The sequence below is a fragment of the Bacillus methanolicus genome (assembly GCF_028888695.1).
GTDB lineage: Bacteria > Bacillota > Bacilli > Bacillales > Cytobacillaceae > Bacillus_Z > Bacillus_Z methanolicus_B.
The window spans coordinates 1,078,304-1,096,857 of the sequence record NZ_PNFF01000001.1; the positions used below are offsets into that span (position 1 = coordinate 1,078,304).

Below are 18,554 nucleotides of genomic sequence, written 5' to 3' on the forward strand. Positions count from 1 at the left end.
AGTGTTCAAAACTACTTGACGGTTACAGATGCACCTGCCTCTCTATATAATTACAATTTACCTTTGGGAATATGTTAATCGACTAGATATATATAATTATGTTAGCTTAGGCAATTTTGCTACAATTGTTGTATATGGACAAGCAGTGCGGGTCAGACCCTCAATGGTTTAACGCGTTAAAGCGGTGCGGGCCAGGCCCCGAAAGGAAATCCCATAATGTGCCTTGAATTTATTTAATTTTAATGTTAGTTCCATCAAACTTAGTCAACGAGAATCCTTTAAAATTTTCATTGTATGTTTTTGCGTAATCTTGAAGAATACTGATGGCAACTGCCTCTCCTAGCTTAATTCCTTCTATACCGTCGGATCGCCAATGAACTCCGGCAAAGTCCCGGCCGAGAGAGATATTTGTGGCAAGTTTATTTAATTCTCCCCCTATTGTTAAAGTCGGACCTGAGTATGGAAGTAGAGAGAGACCGTCTGAACTGGTAACGACTGGATTATGGATTGGAAAGGATTCGTTAAAAAACGCTTTTAGAACCGTAACTCCGGCCCCTGCAATGCATGCATGACCAGCAGGATAGGCAGGATGTGTCGGGCAGCCTTCAGGGTAAGCCATAGGCAGCAGGTATGTGCCATACTCCTTAAAGACTTCAGAAACCACTTGAGAATCAAGGAGCTCAGAGTTGATTGGGTAGCATGCGTCACCTGTCATATGATTTTGGAGACGCCCTCCAAATTCCTCTGGTCTAAGTCTGCGATGAACTAAGAATTTATGAAACCAAAAGGCCTCTAATGCTGCTCTCCCTACCATGGCAACCATATCGAGAATATGAGGCGCACCAAATGTAACAAATCGTCCTTGTGTTACTGAATTAATATAAGGGTTATCTGGATCAAGAGCTTCTTTGCCAAAGCTCTGTAGAATCAGACATGCTGAAAGAGGACCTTGATAACTGAAATCATAATGTACATATTCACCCAAATCACGGCCATTACGGATATAGCGTTGGATCTGTAGGATCGTATTTCGGAGAGGCCGGTAATAAACCATTTTGTATGTTCAACCACTCTTCGTACGTAGTCATATAGTCTGAACCTGAAACAGTAGTTCGATATCGTTGAGGAATTATGGTGGATCCATAAGGAATATCTTTCCAAAGAAATTGGGAGATATAAGGGCCTGTGAGGTCACCAGGTGTCCCTCCGCGGAATAAGGTACACGTGTAACGAGTCCATTGTCTTTCGGACCACGGAAATCCGAAAATTTCGATAGATCTGAAGCGGCATCAATTGTCGTTTGATTGGTTTCATACTCTTCAAAAGAGACATCACGCGCCAATGCATGCCAATAAACTTCAGCCATTTCACCAGCTTCCCAAGCGCTGCTAAAGGACGGTGGTTCTGGAATCCCCAATTGATGACAATCAGACCCTGCTATATCAAATACATAGGCTCCTTGAGGATTCGCGAGTTTTACTTTACCGCCGAGAGGAATGCCTTCAAAATCTTCGGGATCGCCCGTTTTAAGTGCCCTAATTAATTGGTTATAGGTATGGAGGTCTACCTCGCCAAGAGAATTATGTGGTAATCCTTTAGAAAAACTTCCTATTTTCGATTTGTATGAATTCTCATCGCTATTACAGGGATAATTAGTTAAAACGAGTTTTTAATTTGGCAATTGCTTCCTTGTAACGAACTTGAAATGCTTTCTCCTTGCGCTCCCGTGCATTTAAAGGTCCAATTACACACCCTTTTTTAATATTTTTTTCTTTTTTTTCATTATTGTTCCCCTCTTCTTTTTAGTTGCCCAATTAATTTCAATCGAGATAAGAAATAATATCTTCATTGAGACAACGATTTACCACAATATATTCATAAACCTTTTATAAGCATGGTTGCTCATCTAATAATAAAAGCCTATTATTTCTATTGCGGTACTCTGGATATAATTTCCTTCTCATTTTCTTGAGAAAGCAAACAATTAATGAAGAGGTGTAAAAAAATCATTCTACAAAGAGAATGTTTCAATTAATTTCGTTTGAACAAGAAAAAAGAATTGAACAAAGTGAATACTCATTAATAGCCGGAGAACTAATTCAAGTGTTTATTGAATCAAAAATAAATGCCCCAATTCAATTTTTCGAAATGAATTGAGGCTTATTTTAAATATTATATATGTTTGTCTCATTTTGACGACTTTTTGAATTGTTTCAATAATCTCTTTCTTTTTTTAAATAAAAGGAAAGATTGTTTTACTTCATCATCTATTAAGTCTTTCTTGTAGTTACCTGATGAGGAAATGAAACAAAAAAGAAGTTTGAACGTAACCGTAAAATAGTTCCCACCTATTAACCTAGATGACACTTTGAGATAATCTCCTCAAATCAATATTTGAGGAGCATTCCTGTAATGAAGAAATTTGAGGTTTGAAACAAAAAGAGCCCTCTTGGTATAGTACAGGGTGTCAATACATTGACCCCGAATTAATAAGTTGCCAAGGAGGACTCAATAATGAATTATACTCAAAATCGAAAAATCTCGCAAATCACACCATCAACATTAATAATCGGCATTGATATTGCCAAAGACAAACACGTGGCACGGGCACAAGACGATCGAGGAATTGAATTTGGAAAACGCTTGATCTTTGAAAATCGCATACATGGTTTCCAAATGCTTTTAGATTGGGTGAATCGACACCAAAAAGAAAATGATAAGAACCATGTGATTTTTGGGGTTGAACCAACCGGGCCTTACTGGTTAAATCTCGCTTATTTTCTTACCGCAAAGGGCTATGACTTTGTGCTAGTCAATCCGATGCATGTAAAGAAAAGCAAAGAGCTTGATGACAACTCTCCAACAAAAAACGATACAAAAGACGCCAGAGTGATTGCACAGCTGATTAAAGACGGCCGATACTCCGTACCAAATCTCTTAGACGGCATTTACGCGGAACTAAGAGAAGGCGTCAAAATAAGAGATCAGCTCACTCAACAGCTTGCCATCACAGAAGGACGTATTCAAAATTTGATTCAACGTTATTTTCCGGAGTTTTTCGATGTTTTCGGGGATTGGGAAGGAAAAGCAGCTCTTTGCACGCTAAAACTGTTTCCATTTCCTTCTCAAATTAAAGAAATGACACCTGAAGAGATTCTCTCAAAGTGGAAGCCATTTGTACAACGAGGAGTTGGAATGAAGCGAGCAACGAAACTAGTGGAAACGGCCAAAAAGAGCATTGGAATTCAAATCGGGATTCAGTTTGCCAAACGTGAAATGGAATATCTGATTGACCAATATGAGCTTTATCAAACGCAGTTGGAAGAGTTGGATCAGGAGCTAGAAGCTCTTGTAGAAACGATCCCAGGTGCTAAGCAAATGATGAATATTTCTGGGTTAGGTGTTACAACAGTCGCTCTATTCTTCGCTGAAGTGGGTGATCTCACAAAGTACAGTCACCCTCAGCAATTAGTTAATCTGGCAGGCCTTTCATTACGTGAGCATAGTTCTGGAAAATTTAAAGGACAAACCAGAATAACGAAACGGGGACGAAGCAGGCTGCGTAAAGCTCTGTACCTAGCGATTCGGCCACTCGTTGCCCATAATCCAACTTTTAAAGCTTTACATCAATACTATACAAAACGATCTGAAAGGCCTTTAAAAAAGCAACAGTCTCTCATCGCTTTGTGTTGTAAGCTATTACGTGTCTTATTTGTCATTGGTCAAAAACAGTGTGAATTTGATGGTTCAAAATTATTGCAAGGCTTGCCTCAAATTACATTACAAGTTGCTTAAACCGATTTATTAACCAATTTGTTAATCAAATTACTATCGAATACTTCAAGTATTTCTAAAGACAAACACCAATAGTGCCGAGTCGGAGTTTATTTTTACCATACGGGCTTATGACCCAGCTGAGGAGCTTATCCGACCTCCACCTCATGGATACGCAGGACGAAGGAATGTATGGATCCCAATCCGGTGATACATGGGAGGGTTAGCGACCGTGAGATGAGTGGAGATTTTGCGCACGGTCATAACTGTTATTACCAAACAATACCAGTTTGGTTGGTAGAATGGCCCCCCATCTGTAAGAAATTTAAATAAATTCAATTTATAACCATGATTTTCGGTGGATCAACTATTAGGTGTTAATGAAATTTAGAGAAAACGTGAGTATTCGGGAGAATTTTAAAGTATATAGAGGGAGGTTTTTTGATGTCAAAAGCAGAATTGCGAAAAGAATGGGAACTTCGGATCGCCGATTTTAGGAATAGTGGACAGACCCAATCCAAATGGTGTGCAGACAATAATGTGAAACTTCATCAATTAAAATATTGGCTTAGAAAAATTGAAAACACGAATCGGATCTCAACACCGTCATCTAAATGGGTTTCAGTCACAATGGATGAACAATATAGCGAATCAAAAAACACCATACAGATTACTATAGGGCAAGCATCCATAGAGGTGAAACCAGGCTTCGACCCATCTTTCCTTGCGGATGTCGTAAGGACGTTGAGGTCGCTATGTTAAACGAAACCATGATCACGAATGTTTATCTCGCTCGAGGGAGCACAGACTTGCGCAAATCCATTGATGGCCTGGCTGCGTTGGTGAAAGAGGGTTTCGATTTAGATCCCTTTTCGCCTAGCTACTTTGTCTTTTGCAATCGCAATCGGGATAAACTGAAAATCCTTCATTGGGAGCACAACGGCTTCTGGCTCTATTATAGACGTTTAGAACAAGGAAAATTTCAATGGCCAACGGAAGAAAGTGATGCACCGCTAAAAATAAGCCGCCGCCAGCTTCGTTGGTTGCTTGATGGGCTTCCGCTTGAACAGCGCCAGGCTCATCCTGAAGTCACCGCAAGGACAGTTATCTAAAAAACATATTCTTTAAAATTTTTTATTTGCACACTCATTTTTAAAAGGAATGAATCATCATTTGTCGAATAGATAAAGTATGAAAAAGACAACGAAAACACTCACCCAACCAACTGAATATTTTCAAAAGCGTTGTGAATCTCTTGAAAAGCAAGTGGCTGAACTTACTGCGAAACTGAAATGGTATGAGGAGCAGTTTCGCCTCAGCCAAAAAAGACGATTTGGCTCTTCAAGTGAAAAAACACATGCCGATCAATTAGAGCTTTCGCTCTTTAATGAAGCAGAGGTAGAAGCAGCCTCCGTTTTAGAGGAGCCTGCTTCTGAAACCATTACCTACCGTCGTCGTAAAAAACGTGGTCAACGTGAATCGATGCTGGAAGACCTGCCTACGGAAACGGTTGAATACCGTCTTTCCGCAGAAGAGCAGGTTTGTTCGTGTTGCGGTGGATCTTTACATGAAATGAGCACGGAAGTGCGTCAAGAAATCAAAGTCATTCCGGCTGAAGTAAAAGTGGTAAAGCATGTCCGTTATGTCTACGCCTGCCGCCGTTGTGAACATGAGGAGATCAATACCCCAATTGTGACAGCGTCTATGCCGGAGCCTGTCTATCCGGGCAGCTTAGCTTCCCCTTCAAGCATGGCGTATGTGATGTGCCAAAAATATGTGGAAGGGCTGCCTCTTTATCGACAAGAAAAGCAGTTTGAACGACTTGGGTTTACTTTATCCCGGCAGACAATGGCGAACTGGATGATCTATGGCGCAGATCAGTGGCTGCGTTTAATTTATGATCGGATGAAGGATCATTTACTCAAACAGGATATTCTCCATGCGGATGAAACCACTTTACAGGTGCTCCATGAACCGGGCCGAAAGGCCACATCCACTTCGTATATGTGGCTTTATCGCACAGGAAGAGAAGGTCCGCCGATTACTCTTTATGATTACCAACAGACACGGGGAAAGGAACATCCTCGCAAGTTTCTGAATGGTTTCAAGGGCTACCTTCATGTGGACGGCTACTCGGGTTATCAAGGGCTTCCTCATGTAACCCTGGTCGGTTGTTGGGCGCATGCAAGGCGCAAGTTTGATGAGGCCTTAAAGGCTCTGCCGGCTTCAAAGCAACCAGCTCCGGTAGCTGCCAAGGAAGGGCTCGATTTTTGTAACCGACTTTTTGCGATAGAGCGTGACTTAAAGGATTCAACCCCTGAAGAACGCTATCAAAGTCGTTTGGAACGCAGCCAGCCAGTGCTGGAGGCTTTTTCAGCATGGCTTAAAACTCAACAACCAAAAGTTCTCCCAAAAAGCGCCCTAGGCCAAGCAATCCAATATTGCCTGAACCAATGGGATAAATTAGTGGGCTTTTTAAAAGATGGCCGTTTAGAAATCGATAATAACCGCAGCGAACGTTCGATCAAGCCATTTGTCATTGGCCGGAAAAATTGGCTGTTTGCCAATACCACCCGAGGCGCTAGGGCCAGTGCGACAATATACAGTTTGATTGAGACAGCTAAAGAGAATAACTTAAATCCATTTACCTATCTCACTTATCTCTTTGAGAAATTACCAAACATGGATACCAAAGATAAAGATGCCTTGGATCAATTAATGCCTTGGTCATCAACCATCCCCTTAGTTTGTCGAGTGTTTAAAAAGAATACCTAAATCATAACGAAATCCCCATCTATTTTTTAGGTGGGGATTATTTGACGCTTACACCGAAACCGGATAAAAAATATATTATTTCAATCCACGCACTCATATAGAGTGCGACGGTTCAAACATGTTTTAAAAGTGCTGCTAGAAAAATTTCAATCCACGCACTCATATAGAGTGCGACACTCTATTCAAATTACAAAGATTAGAAATAAATCAATTTCAATCCACGCACTCATATAGAGTGCGACAGCTAGCTCCGTACCTAACTTCTACTTCTCTGGTAATTTCAATCCACGCACTCATATAGAGTGCGACACCAATAGGAATATGAAAATATAACTATTTAGAAGAATTTCAATCCACGCACTCATATAGAGTGCGACAGCAAAAACGGCAGCAGGCCGAGATCGCCTTACAATTTCAATCCACGCACTCATATAGAGTGCGACTTCACCATTTCAAATGGAATAGCAGCACATCTTGTATTTCAATCCACGCACTCATATAGAGTGCGACGGCCAAATTATCTCTGGAATGTCCAGGGATGATTACATTTCAATCCACGCACTCATATAGAGTGCGACGGGAGACGGTGATCCTGATATTCCTAATCGTGATCCATTTCAATCCACGCACTCATATAGAGTGCGACTGATTCTCCGTTTCAGACTGGTGACTTCGCAGATATTTCAATCCACGCACTCATATAGAGTGCGACTGCGGTGGCGTCACAATTGGAAGTATGGCGGGCTATTTCAATCCACGCACTCATATAGAGTGCGACATCTTGAAAAGGCAAATGAGAGTCTTGTAGAAACATTTCAATCCACGCACTCATATAGAGTGCGACTGCGATCTTTTGGGGGTTGGTCGAGAGCGTTTTAAATTTCAATCCACGCACTCATATAGAGTGCGACTGCGATCTTTTGGGGGTTGGTCGAGAGCGTTTTAAATTTCAATCCACGCACTCATATAGAGTGCGACGTTAGATCAAGATTCAAAGACGCAATAGAAATAAAATTTCAATCCACGCACTCATATAGAGTGCGACGACATCAGCAAATATACAAAGTCATGCGTTATTTGATTTCAATCCACGCACTCATATAGAGTGCGACCTTTATTCAGGACAGTGCAGGTGTATCTATCGATATTTCAATCCACGCACTCATATAGAGTGCGACATTAACTGTTGGCCAGCGTGTTCTGTTTGAGATTGAAATTTCAATCCACGCACTCATATAGAGTGCGACTAATCAGGTGCGCACCGTAATGGTCAGGAAAGGGATTTCAATCCACGCACTCATATAGAGTGCGACCACAATGACAGCGTCATTTATGCTGTGCAATCTTGTATTTCAATCCACGCACTCATATAGAGTGCGACTGAGTGCCACGTTCCTCTAAACAAGCGTAACTGTCTATTTCAATCCACGCACTCATATAGAGTGCGACATATTCTTTGTTTCCATCCTTCTTGACTACCACAAATTTCAATCCACGCACTCATATAGAGTGCGACTATTGTTTTAAAGTTACTTGATTTTTCAATATATATTTCAATCCACGCACTCATATAGAGTGCGACTTATACTCTTCAATACCGTGCAACTCACTTATTAATTTCAATCCACGCACTCATATAGAGTGCGACGCTGCATACCCATTTCAAACTCACTCTCAAATGAATTTCAATCCACGCACTCATATAGAGTGCGACCTTGGGCTTCTTCTACTGCTGCAGCAAGCGTAATTTCAATCCACGCACTCATATAGAGTGCGACATCAAATTGTTGAGGCAAAAATTGAAAGGCATAGATTTCAATCCACGCACTCATATAGAGTGCGACATGTTTATTGGGATAAAATGAATTTTGTAATAGACATTTCAATCCACGCACTCATATAGAGTGCGACACTTGCCATTTTTCCCGACTTGGCTTAACTCTCTATTTCAATCCACGCACTCATATAGAGTGCGACCAACGCTGCCTTTGATGCTCTTAAAGAGCTTAAGATTTCAATCCACGCACTCATATAGAGTGCGACGATTACCCTCGCGATCCTTCTTTACCGGCAGGAATTTCAATCCACGCACTCATATAGAGTGCGACGTTATTTGTGCATGAGTGTTACCTTTGTAATCTTGTATTTCAATCCACGCACTCATATAGAGTGCGACTCGGCTGTAGTAAACTGAAACTCGTAAACTTCTATTTCAATCCACGCACTCATATAGAGTGCGACTCGCGTGCTTAATCTGGTTTTTGCTTCAACCAGTATTTCAATCCACGCACTCATATAGAGTGCGACGATTTACCATTTTGAGGTGGTCGCTATGAGATGGATTTCAATCCACGCACTCATATAGAGTGCGACAAGGTTACTTACAAAATAATGTCTATCAACCTTTATTTCAATCCACGCACTCATATAGAGTGCGACCGGAGTAGACGGGAAAATTCAAACTCGATCTTATATTTCAATCCACGCACTCATATAGAGTGCGACTTACAGAAAGCTATATAGATCAGTTAGAAGAATTATTTCAATCCACGCACTCATATAGAGTGCGACGTCCGATTTTTAATCGGTATTTTATGTTCTTTAAATTTCAATCCACGCACTCATATAGAGTGCGACATGATTGCAGAGCGTGCTGCTCTTGATATCGAAATTTCAATCCACGCACTCATATAGAGTGCGACTTGTGAGCATTTTCTTTTTGGGTTTCCAAGTCTTATTTCAATCCACGCACTCATATAGAGTGCGACTTGACACAGCTACTTGGGGTCTAGCTCTATGGGAATTTCAATCCACGCACTCATATAGAGTGCGACATTTAGTTGCCTATTCTGTTTTTGATTCCGTAAAAATTTCAATCCACGCACTCATATAGAGTGCGACCACAAACAGTACAATGAAACATTTGATCGGTTAATTTCAATCCACGCACTCATATAGAGTGCGACGCCTTCCGTATCAAAATTCTTGAAGCCCATTTTCTTATTTCAATCCACGCACTCATATAGAGTGCGACTGTTTCGCTGATACAAGGTCTACTTCTGTAAACATTTCAATCCACGCACTCATATAGAGTGCGACGACATGCGATAACGCACATGATATAGTTAAATCAAATTTCAATCCACGCACTCATATAGAGTGCGACCCTATCCCGACTAGGATTGTCAAGGGGGAGTCTTATTTCAATCCACGCACTCATATAGAGTGCGACTTGCTGGGTACTTTGCCCATTAATACATATTATTATTTCAATCCACGCACTCATATAGAGTGCGACAGCGGTATTTGACCAAAATAACCGTAAATTCACGTCATTTTGATCAAAAATTCGCTATTTCTTTATTAACATAAAGAATTTTTGTAATTAAATACCAAATATTGTAATAATGAGGTAAAATTCAGGTGCGAATGAATCGGTGATTTTATGTGAGCTTTACATTCGCACTAAAAAATTAAAGGTCCCTCTAAATCAACTGATGGTTTTACACCAATATGTTCCACTTTCGACTTATAATTATTTCCTAACTGATAGAACCTTAGACTATCCTGTTCTTCATCAATAATTTCGGCAAGTTCTATTTTTAAAGCAGCAAATTGAGCGGCATCTACTACACATTCAAATACGGAATTTTGAACTCTCTGTCCATAGTTTTGACACACTTTTGCCACTTTCCTCAGCCTTTTTTGTCCTGAGCTGCCTGAAGTGCTTACATCATACGTAATTAACACTAACAAATATTACACCTACTTCCATAAGAAAGGTGGGTATTCATCCAGGTCATTGCGTAAATGGCGAGCTAAAAGCAATGCTTGTGCATGTGGTATTAATCCCCAAGAAATTTTTTCGCCGAGATACGGATGAGTAATTTTTTCTTGCTTTTTATTTTGCCAAGCCGCTAAAAATTTCTTTCGAGCCTCATCCGTCATGATAACAGCCCCATTTTCCTTTTTCAGAAAATCGTCTTTGTTTATGACTTTTTTATTGATTAATGATAAGACAAATCGATCGGCATAAACTCCCCGCAGCTCTTCCATAACATCCAAAGCTAAAGAAGCTCTACCGGGTCGATCCCGATGCAAAAATCCTACATATGCATCGAGCCCAACACCTTCTAACGCAGATGCCATATCATTGGCTAATAACGTATAAGCAAATGAAAGCATGGCATTCACGTTATCTAACGGAGGTCTCCGCGAACGGGTGTGAAAATAAAAATCATTTTTTTGCTGTAAAATCATCTGATTAAATAATTGATTGTAGCATGTGGCGGCTTGTCCTTCCAATCCTCTTAATCTTTCTAAATCCTCACATTTTCTTACTTCAAAAATAATGGATGATAAAGATTGTGACACTTCTTTAAATTGAGCCACATCAATTCGTAACGGATAATCTCTTGTCATCCTTTCAATCATCCATTTTTGATTGTAAATTTTACCGATAATAAAATTCCGGGCAATTCTTGCGGACATGACTTCATCATCAGAAATCCGATATTGTTTCTTTCTTAGAACGACATTCCCCTTACTTTTACCGATCACTCTTGCAAGAAATCGGCCATTCATTGTGAAAAAGACTAATGAAATATTTCTATCCGCACAATACCCCATTAGAGATGGACTTGCACCTGTATAACCGAAAGAAACGATCGATTCTAAATTATGAAGCGGCAGCCTGCCCAACTTTTGATCATCCTTCAAAAGGACGATATTATCTCCATCTAACGATAAATAAACGTCTGGTTGAGTGATAAATAATGTATTCAGAAGTTTTTTCATTCATTGATCTTTCCTTCAATGTAACTTTTTACAGATCTTTTTACCATTAATTTCGGTAAACATATATTTTGAAGGGAGCAGTTTTTACAAAAAGCACCTGTCTTTACTTTAGGTGTATATCTGCGCTTATAATAATCTTGCATTTCTTCGACAATTGACCTTACCTTGTTTTTATTATTTTCTGTCAGCGGTACTTCCACTCTATGTTTGATTTCGTTGTAAAATACATAACCTTTATCAATTTCACAGAGCAGCATTTCCTCTAAACACATTGCTTGCGCAGTTAATTGTAAAACGTCAGCATCATTTATTTTCGGTTTCCCCCGTTTATATTCAATAGGATAGGCTACATATTTTCCTTCCGCACCGTATATTTCAACACCGTTATCATCTTGAACAAACTCAACGACATCACAAATACCCGTTATTTTCAATTCTGTTGATTTTACAGGCATGGCGCGAACAATCAGTTTATTCCCGCGCTTTTCTCGCTTAAATGACTTGTCCGCATTTCGATGGAGATATTGTCCTTCAATGGTTCTGACGTTTTCTTCCCATTGTTGTTCAATATGGATAAGAGCCCATTGACGTTTACAAAATTGAAAGTGCTGAATACCCGACAGCATCAGATATTCAGTTTCGTCTTCATATCCCATCAATAACATCCACTTTTAAACCTTCCAATTCATCTAAAGTAATCGTATAATCGTTAATTGATTTTGGTTCTTCCACATTTCGTTTAATTTTTAATAATCGGTGTACTTTTGCGGAGGAATATTGACCCAATTTGGAATTATGCTCCCACCAGTAAACCTTATGAACCTCCATGCTTCCTTCAGGTCTGGCTGCCGATGAATCATTTTCGAACAATGTCACGAGTGCCTGTTTAATTTTTTCCGCATCTTCTTTTGTAAATCCCGTTTTTTCAGCCAACTGGGTATTGATGCTGCCGTAAAAAACATAAACCCCAAAGTCTACACGGTGTTTCATCCCCATCGTATCTGACCCTTTATCCTTACCAGGCTCTGAATTCACACTTTTCGTAATTTGCATACTGGTAATATCAATTGGATCCACACTTGTTGCTGTATGGATGGACACCGGTCCTCTTACGCCAGCGGAAACTCCTTTATTTCCTGAACCTTTGAAGGCGAAAACTTGGCCAAAACTGCGCACATCGATCCATTCTTTACAAGCAATTGCTGCAAAATCATCGCTAGATCTATCTTTCGATTTTAATATTTTTTCAAGTTTAGGATTAGCCTCAGCCCTCTCCCTTAAACTATTATATGAATCTATTTTCCTGTCATTGGATTGAACAAAAATAGCTTCCCCCATATCTTGCAAGCGATTTCTTATTTTACGTTTTATTGCTACATCTGAAATTTCACCATGTCCATCATAATTTTGTCTCGGACGATTTCCATTTAAGGGATCCCCATTTGGATTGGCTTTTGTAACCGATAATACAACAGCGAAATCAATTTTATGATCTAAAATGGTCATATTCATTACCCCTTTCTAATTGGAGGCTTCCTCCATCGCATCATTTTTTTCTTTCTTTTGATATAATTCATGACGTTGACTGTAAAAGCCTAACAAATATTTTCCGGATAATGGTTTATTATTGAAATCATCAAATTTTATTTTTGAAGCGACTTCATCTATTAATTTGGACAAAAATAATCCTTTTGTTCCGAGTCTTGCTTGGTAAGGCTGAAGACTAGCTTGAATCGTTTTCCATGTTCTTGCGGGATGTCTAGAAAAAGAATTCATATATCGAATGGCGTTAGTGGATCTTGTTTCATCAGGTCCTAAAGCACGTCTTTCCAACACATCCGCAATGGCCAGCAACCGTCCGAATAAATAATCGCGGTCGTTATTTTCCGTGTCTAATGCCACATCATATCCCTCCTGTTTATTGATTAATGCACAAGCTATGCTCAACGTTTTTTCCCATTCCCACCTTTCCAACGCAACGGGATTGGATGCACGATAAAATGCACTTTTAACAATGTCGAATGGGATTTTTTGTTCATCCACTATGCATGGAAGGATTCGTTCCATCAGTCCTTTTACCACTTTGTCGCTCGCATTCGGTCCGTAAGCGGCGTAAGCAATATCTTTCGTCGCCGGAGCACCAAAAAATGTAACATATTGTTGATTTTCATCTTTGCGGTAACGATGTCTCCAAACACAAGTCGAGTGCCATTTTACGAGTCGATCTAAATAAAGTTCTTTATCCATATTCCGATAGTAAAGGACTGCTAATCGACCTGTAGTGGCCGAATCAAGGATCATAATATTAATCTTTGCATCAGTAGATAAATGGTTCCGATAACCGTCGAGAGCTTTGGAAAATTCATGAGCAAATTCCTGATTGGTATAGGGTTTTCTTTCTATTTTCTCCATGTACGTTTGATCAATTGAAAAAAGATCGTAGGTATCTTCGGTCGGATCAGGGGCTTCTATGCCTTCATTTTCCCAGACAAGGAACACGCGTTGATCCACGATTTTCCCTTGACGATTAATAAGCCACTTCAAGGCATTATGAGCTTTTTGAGATACATCATAGCTAATGCTGGCGACTTCATGACTGTTATGAAATCGTCCTCTAAACGTGAAACCGCTAGTATCATTCGCTGAAATTAATTTTGCCTTATCTGCAGCGTTTCTTATTTTGTTTGCATGTTTATCTGTGAATGGCAATCTTTTTCCCGTCACATAGCAAAGATCTTCATCGCTTAGTAGATTTTTATAATATTGGATAAAAGATTCATATATGTCAGGATCTTTCCATACTTTCGTCAACATTTTGTTCGGTGAATAAACATTAAATCGAACAAATGCGCTTTCTTGGCAGCCATTTATCACCGAAAAAAGTGGCGGTTTATTCCCATACATGTCCTCAGCCTTTTTATCCCATTTGTCTAATAAATGACCGCCAGCATCCAACCATATAATGTTGGCTTCCACTAAATCTTGAATTAATCGTTTTTTTCTTAAATAAGTATAAATACTTTTAACCTTCGCATGGGCATATGGTGATTTTGCCCAATCTTCCAGTTGCTTGATATAATATGTAAACGGTTCTTCATTTTTGATTTTCCCGCCGAATGAGACAAAATCACCTGCCACATAGATTAACTTATCATGAAGAGGATAAGGTGCTATTTTTGAGCTTGTTCGATTGGCCGAATCTTCTGTACATGGAATTAATGTACTGGAGTCATTTTTATCAATGACGGCCGCTGAATGAAATTCACCATCTTCCGTGACATTCACTTCGATGTGAGCAGTTTGCGTTGTATGGGAAATAGGTAAAAGGGTATATTCTTGACCGTTATGCTTTTTTTCAATTTCTCCAACTCGATCAAGGTTAGATTCATAAGTTTCATATAAATTCATTAACCAACTCATTTTTTTCACCCCCCTTTTTCAATTTTACTGAACAGTTCATCTGCGGATTCAACATTGGCACGATCGAAATGTTTCGGTTCCATTTCTTTGATTTTTCGGATTAAGGTGCATTGATCGGGCCGAATGAATTGAATCACACCATTCTTCATCACCGGATTCCATAAACGAACTTCCATTTCATTTCTGCCCGTTTCATCCGGATAATTTATCCCATGAACCATGGTGCCGAAATGAATTTCCTCATATTGGTCATAAAATCCTTCGCCTTCCCCAAATACACACGGTTCTACATAAGCTTGGCATTCTCGGGTGCCCAGAAAAATATCTCTTCTGCCGCCAGCTTTAAGGGAACGTTTAAGAATGTTATGATGCTTATGTTCGTTTCGGTCAAAAGCCAAATCCCGGCGATGAGGGTTAAAAATAAAATGAGCCCTTACTTGGTAACGGACATCTTTTAAATAAGTATAATGAGCAAGGGTATTGCCGCCGCCATACTCAATTGGACGTATTCCTTTTGATTCCATACGGATCGGATTCATCACACGGACTGCGTCCACAATCATAAGCAGTGTGGGTTTCCAGTAAATGGATTCCACAATTCCCTTTAATGCTTGATAAGTAGGCACTTGGTAGGATAATTTTTCCCCGCCCATCTTCGTCAAAGGATCCGTAAATAGAGCATATTTACCGTATACTTCAAATTCAATGGCGTTCCTCATATATAGCACCCCCTTTATTAGAAATTTTTTTACAATTAAATGGTACCTTTTTCCTGTATTTCTTTCAATAGTAAAACTCGCGATTTTATGATTTAAAAATTATCTCAGCTGCTTATATAAATCTTAATTCAATTCTATACTCTCTCTATTAAAAACTCCCTTTTATAGAAAGGTTATTAAAACATATTAAGAGCAAATGGACTGTCATTTTCGAGATTGAGACCAAATTCTTTATCATAGGCACCTTCTTTTAAGGCGAGGATTTTTCCATCTAAATAACTTACTAATCCGTCATGTTTTTCTAATTGTTCTTGTTCATAGGAGTAGAGGTTGATCGTATACTGCTGGGCTTTTCTTAATAGTCTAGTCAAATCATCGATCGACTTGTTGCTATTTAACTCCGCAATAATCTCTTTCCCCTCTTCATATGGCACTATGACAGATGTGGTCATATCTTCGATAACTTGAAAATGTTCAGCTGCTGTATGATAACTGTTCGATAGAAATAGAGGGAGGTTTTTTTTCTTGTTATGACGATATGCCAGATGATATCCGGACTTAGCTTTCATTTCCGTCAATAATTCCGTCATATTCTTTTTTAATGTAGGAATAAAATAATTCAAATCCGCTGAAAATTCCGTATAAAACTCTTTAAAGTATCTTTCCAAAGCTTGTGTGGATAACAGATCACCACCATGATTCGACGGATCCTTCCGAATATCAATCAATATTTTTTTTGACACTTGTTTTCCCACTTTGATTTCTTTTAAATGGTTCAGATTTTCTTCCTCATGATCAATAATATAAACATATTGTTTATCCTTTTCCCCGTGGCGATTGCATCGGCCGGCCGCTTGGGCTATAGAATCCAATCCTGCTAAGGAACGAATGACACAATCAAAACTTACATCCACCCCCGCTTCAATCAATTGAGTGCTGACGCAAATGATTGGTTCACCCTCACGAAGATGTTTCCTTACTTCCTTTAAAATATTGCTCCTATGGGCAGCGCACATCGAAGTGCTTAAATGGTAAATAGGAATGCCATTTTCTTTCTCTTTCAACAATTCATACAATTTTTTGACGACTGATTTCGTATTTAAAATCACTAAAATACTGTGAGCTTCTTTTATTTTTTCTTCAATAAACTGAGCAAGTTTTTCATTGTTAAAAGTAGCGTTTGTTGCCTGATCAATGATTTCCACTCGTTTAAATGCTGTGATCACTTGATTCAAGTTCTCAATCATTTCTGCATCTTTATTGATGTCCAATTTATGCTCCACAAAGTCCAATGCAGGCTGTGTGGCGGTACAAAGAACGATACAGCAATGACAATAGGTTTTTAAAAAGTTGACCGCCAAATTAAATAAAGATACGCATGAAGTGGGAACTTTTTGCACTTCATCAAAAATAATGACCGACTCGCTTAAGTTATGAAGTCTTCTAATATTTCTGCTTCCTTTTGCATAAAATACATTTAAAAACTGGACCATCGTGGTAAAAATAATCGGAGAATCCCAATTATCTTTTGCCAATTTTAATTTTTGCTTTACGTTCATCAAACCATCTTGATTTTCATCATCCTCATTCACATCTTCAATTACGTTTGAATGATGTTCTAATATATGGGCATCATCCTTTAATATTTTTCGGACTTCTTCAGCATTTTGTTCAATAATGGTTGTATACGGTACAACGTAAAAAATTCTTTTTTTGTTATACAGTTTGGCGTGTTTCAGTGCATATCTTAAACTAGCTAAAGTTTTTCCGCCGCCGGTTGGTATCGATAACGTGTATATTCCGGATGGTTTCTCGGCAAATTCTTCGCACTGTTCAGACATTTTGGATCTCAGTAGGTTAATAGGAGAATTAGCGTCTGGCCGTTCTTTAAAAGAACAGATTTTGGACATCAGTCTTTCATAATAAGTATCAAATAGCTCTTTATGATTAAAAGTAGAATCATAGGTTTTATTTTCTTCAAATAATCTTGTATTCGTTCGGTCGGCATCAATCAAAGCGCTGAAGATAAATTTCGTTAAAAACATCAGTTTTTCTGCATAATTTTTTGAATTCTCTTTCGTTAAAAAATCCTTTAGTTCTTCTGCCGCCTTGTCCACATAATCATGGAAGTCTGTTTCGCTTATTACTTTTTCAAAAAAGTTCTGTTTCGCCATTTCAAATTCATCTAAATCCTTATCACGAACTCTATTTAAATATTTTGATTCAAGATTTGGACCTAAAAAATCTTGCAGATACGAATGATGAGAGATAATTGCATTTCCCACAATTTCAGCTACTAATCCTTCATAAGGGTTGGCATTGCCCTCTGTATGGAAAAGTTCATATAACAGTTTTCCCCCAGCAGTGGAATGATCCACGCTCCCTTTTTTCGGCGGAGAGCCAGGATTACTTGCAGCTTCTAAAATATATTCTCTAAACTCATTCGTATATTTCCCTAGATCATGGAGCATTCCGGCAAGACCTGTTAAATGTTTTACACCTATTTTGTCTCCAATATCTTCTGCCAACCTCTTTACCTCTAATAAATGTTCTTCGACCGTTTGTATTTGTTGATCGCTTTCACGGATATGAGCGATATAATTCATTTTATCCCCTTCTATTCAATCATAATGCTGGTTATGATTCGAAGATCCTTTATGAAACTTATTAAACCAAAATTTCTTATCATTACAACGATTACAACGATCACAACTTTTTACTAAATGCAACTTACTAATCCAATGATCCTAAATAGTCTTGTCCTCAAAACCTATACACAGGAAAATTATACCATAATGATATTAGTTCTTTAAAGGTATCAAATAAGAGTAGCAGGATCTATTTGCTACTCTCAAAATAAAACTTAACACAAAAAAGTTATTATTAATCAACTACAAAATTGATAATCCTATCTTATTGAACTAAGCTGTCCTTATAGTTCTAGATTAAGAAAGCTGCTGCCAATATGACAGCTTTGACTTTTTGATAACGTATCCGTTAGTTTATGAAGACTGTCGAAACTTATAGTGGCTGACAATTGCAATCCTTTATTATCTGGGATATATTTAA

General features: G+C 38.8%; 13 protein-coding genes and 1 CRISPR repeat array. Of the genes, 4 read left to right on the forward strand and 9 right to left on the reverse strand.

Going from position 1 to position 18,554, the window contains the following annotated elements; translation table 11 throughout:
* Nucleotides 1–229 precede the first annotated feature (229 nt).
* The gene (locus C0966_RS05405) at nt 230–1,054 is read right to left on the reverse strand and encodes a vanadium-dependent haloperoxidase (RefSeq protein WP_274854158.1); all 825 of its coding nucleotides are present in this window, start codon (nt 1,052–1,054) and stop codon (nt 230–232) included.
* A gap of 75 nt (nt 1,055–1,129) precedes the next feature.
* On the reverse strand, nt 1,130–1,366 hold the full coding sequence (locus C0966_RS05410; protein ID WP_274854159.1) for a hypothetical protein: 237 nt from the start codon (nt 1,364–1,366) through the stop codon (nt 1,130–1,132).
* 1,148 nt (nt 1,367–2,514) lie between these two features.
* Between C0966_RS05410 and C0966_RS05415 the strand changes: the two genes are divergently transcribed.
* From C0966_RS05415 to tnpC, 4 genes are all read left to right on the forward strand, one after another.
* Nucleotides 2,515–3,795, forward strand: coding sequence for an IS110 family transposase (locus tag C0966_RS05415; RefSeq protein ID WP_274854009.1), 1,281 nt, complete (start codon nt 2,515–2,517; stop codon nt 3,793–3,795).
* 423 nt (nt 3,796–4,218) lie between these two features.
* Nucleotides 4,219–4,536, forward strand: a complete 318-nt coding sequence (tnpA, locus tag C0966_RS05420; protein WP_274854035.1) for an IS66 family insertion sequence element accessory protein TnpA — start codon at nt 4,219–4,221, stop codon at nt 4,534–4,536.
* The gene (tnpB, locus tag C0966_RS05425) at nt 4,530–4,886 is read left to right on the forward strand and encodes an IS66 family insertion sequence element accessory protein TnpB (RefSeq protein WP_274854034.1); all 357 of its coding nucleotides are present in this window, start codon (nt 4,530–4,532) and stop codon (nt 4,884–4,886) included. Before tnpA ends, tnpB begins: the two co-directional genes overlap by 7 nt.
* A gap of 79 nt (nt 4,887–4,965) precedes the next feature.
* The gene (tnpC, locus tag C0966_RS05430) at nt 4,966–6,549 is read left to right on the forward strand and encodes an IS66 family transposase (RefSeq protein ID WP_274854033.1); all 1,584 of its coding nucleotides are present in this window, start codon (nt 4,966–4,968) and stop codon (nt 6,547–6,549) included.
* 77 nt (nt 6,550–6,626) lie between these two features.
* A CRISPR array of direct repeats spans nt 6,627–9,847; the repeat unit is 32 nt; unit sequence ATTTCAATCCACGCACTCATATAGAGTGCGAC.
* Between the two features lie 167 nt (nt 9,848–10,014).
* On the opposite strand, the gene cas2 is transcribed toward tnpC, so the two are convergent.
* The 7 genes from cas2 to cas3 all read right to left on the reverse strand — a co-directional run bounded on the left by cas2 (nt 10,015) and on the right by cas3 (nt 18,091).
* Nucleotides 10,015–10,305 (reverse strand): CRISPR-associated endonuclease Cas2, encoded by a 291-nt coding sequence (cas2, locus tag C0966_RS05435; protein ID WP_274854160.1) that lies wholly within the window; start codon nt 10,303–10,305, stop codon nt 10,015–10,017.
* 9 nt (nt 10,306–10,314) lie between these two features.
* Nucleotides 10,315–11,346, reverse strand: coding sequence for a type I-C CRISPR-associated endonuclease Cas1c (gene cas1c / locus C0966_RS05440; RefSeq protein ID WP_274854161.1), 1,032 nt, complete (start codon nt 11,344–11,346; stop codon nt 10,315–10,317).
* Nucleotides 11,343–12,002 carry a CRISPR-associated protein Cas4 gene (gene cas4 / locus C0966_RS05445; protein ID WP_274854162.1) on the reverse strand — a complete coding sequence of 220 codons (660 nt, stop codon included), beginning with the start codon at nt 12,000–12,002 and terminating at the stop codon, nt 11,343–11,345. The genes cas1c and cas4 overlap by 4 nt, the downstream gene beginning before the upstream one ends.
* Nucleotides 11,992–12,852, reverse strand: a complete 861-nt coding sequence (gene cas7c / locus C0966_RS05450; protein ID WP_274854163.1) for a type I-C CRISPR-associated protein Cas7/Csd2 — start codon at nt 12,850–12,852, stop codon at nt 11,992–11,994. The genes cas4 and cas7c overlap by 11 nt, the downstream gene beginning before the upstream one ends.
* A gap of 15 nt (nt 12,853–12,867) precedes the next feature.
* On the reverse strand, nt 12,868–14,766 hold the full coding sequence (gene cas8c, locus C0966_RS05455) for a type I-C CRISPR-associated protein Cas8c/Csd1 (protein ID WP_274854164.1): 1,899 nt from the start codon (nt 14,764–14,766) through the stop codon (nt 12,868–12,870).
* A gap of 5 nt (nt 14,767–14,771) precedes the next feature.
* Nucleotides 14,772–15,485, reverse strand: a complete 714-nt coding sequence (gene cas5c / locus C0966_RS05460; RefSeq protein WP_274854165.1) for a type I-C CRISPR-associated protein Cas5c — start codon at nt 15,483–15,485, stop codon at nt 14,772–14,774.
* A gap of 176 nt (nt 15,486–15,661) precedes the next feature.
* Nucleotides 15,662–18,091 (reverse strand): CRISPR-associated helicase Cas3', encoded by a 2,430-nt coding sequence (cas3, locus tag C0966_RS05465; protein ID WP_274854166.1) that lies wholly within the window; start codon nt 18,089–18,091, stop codon nt 15,662–15,664.
* Nucleotides 18,092–18,554 lie beyond the last annotated feature (463 nt).

What these genes read in the sequence shown, in the direction of transcription:
- tnpB (WP_274854034.1), top strand. Translation starts at nt 4,530, where the DNA reads ATGTTAAACGAAACCATGATCACGAATGTTTATCTCGCTCGAGGGAGC.
- cas4 (WP_274854162.1), bottom strand. Translation starts at nt 12,002, where the DNA reads ATGGGATATGAAGACGAAACTGAATATCTGATGCTGTCGGGTATTCAG.
- tnpA (WP_274854035.1), top strand. Translation starts at nt 4,219, where the DNA reads ATGTCAAAAGCAGAATTGCGAAAAGAATGGGAACTTCGGATCGCCGAT.
- tnpC (WP_274854033.1), top strand. Translation starts at nt 4,966, where the DNA reads ATGAAAAAGACAACGAAAACACTCACCCAACCAACTGAATATTTTCAA.
- C0966_RS05415 (WP_274854009.1), top strand. Translation starts at nt 2,515, where the DNA reads ATGAATTATACTCAAAATCGAAAAATCTCGCAAATCACACCATCAACA.
- cas5c (WP_274854165.1), bottom strand. Translation starts at nt 15,485, where the DNA reads ATGAGGAACGCCATTGAATTTGAAGTATACGGTAAATATGCTCTATTT.
- C0966_RS05410 (WP_274854159.1), bottom strand. Translation starts at nt 1,366, where the DNA reads ATGGCTGAAGTTTATTGGCATGCATTGGCGCGTGATGTCTCTTTTGAA.
- cas1c (WP_274854161.1), bottom strand. Translation starts at nt 11,346, where the DNA reads ATGAAAAAACTTCTGAATACATTATTTATCACTCAACCAGACGTTTAT.
- cas8c (WP_274854164.1), bottom strand. Translation starts at nt 14,766, where the DNA reads ATGAGTTGGTTAATGAATTTATATGAAACTTATGAATCTAACCTTGAT.
- cas3 (WP_274854166.1), bottom strand. Translation starts at nt 18,091, where the DNA reads ATGAATTATATCGCTCATATCCGTGAAAGCGATCAACAAATACAAACG.
- cas7c (WP_274854163.1), bottom strand. Translation starts at nt 12,852, where the DNA reads ATGACCATTTTAGATCATAAAATTGATTTCGCTGTTGTATTATCGGTT.
- C0966_RS05405 (WP_274854158.1), bottom strand. Translation starts at nt 1,054, where the DNA reads ATGGTTTATTACCGGCCTCTCCGAAATACGATCCTACAGATCCAACGC.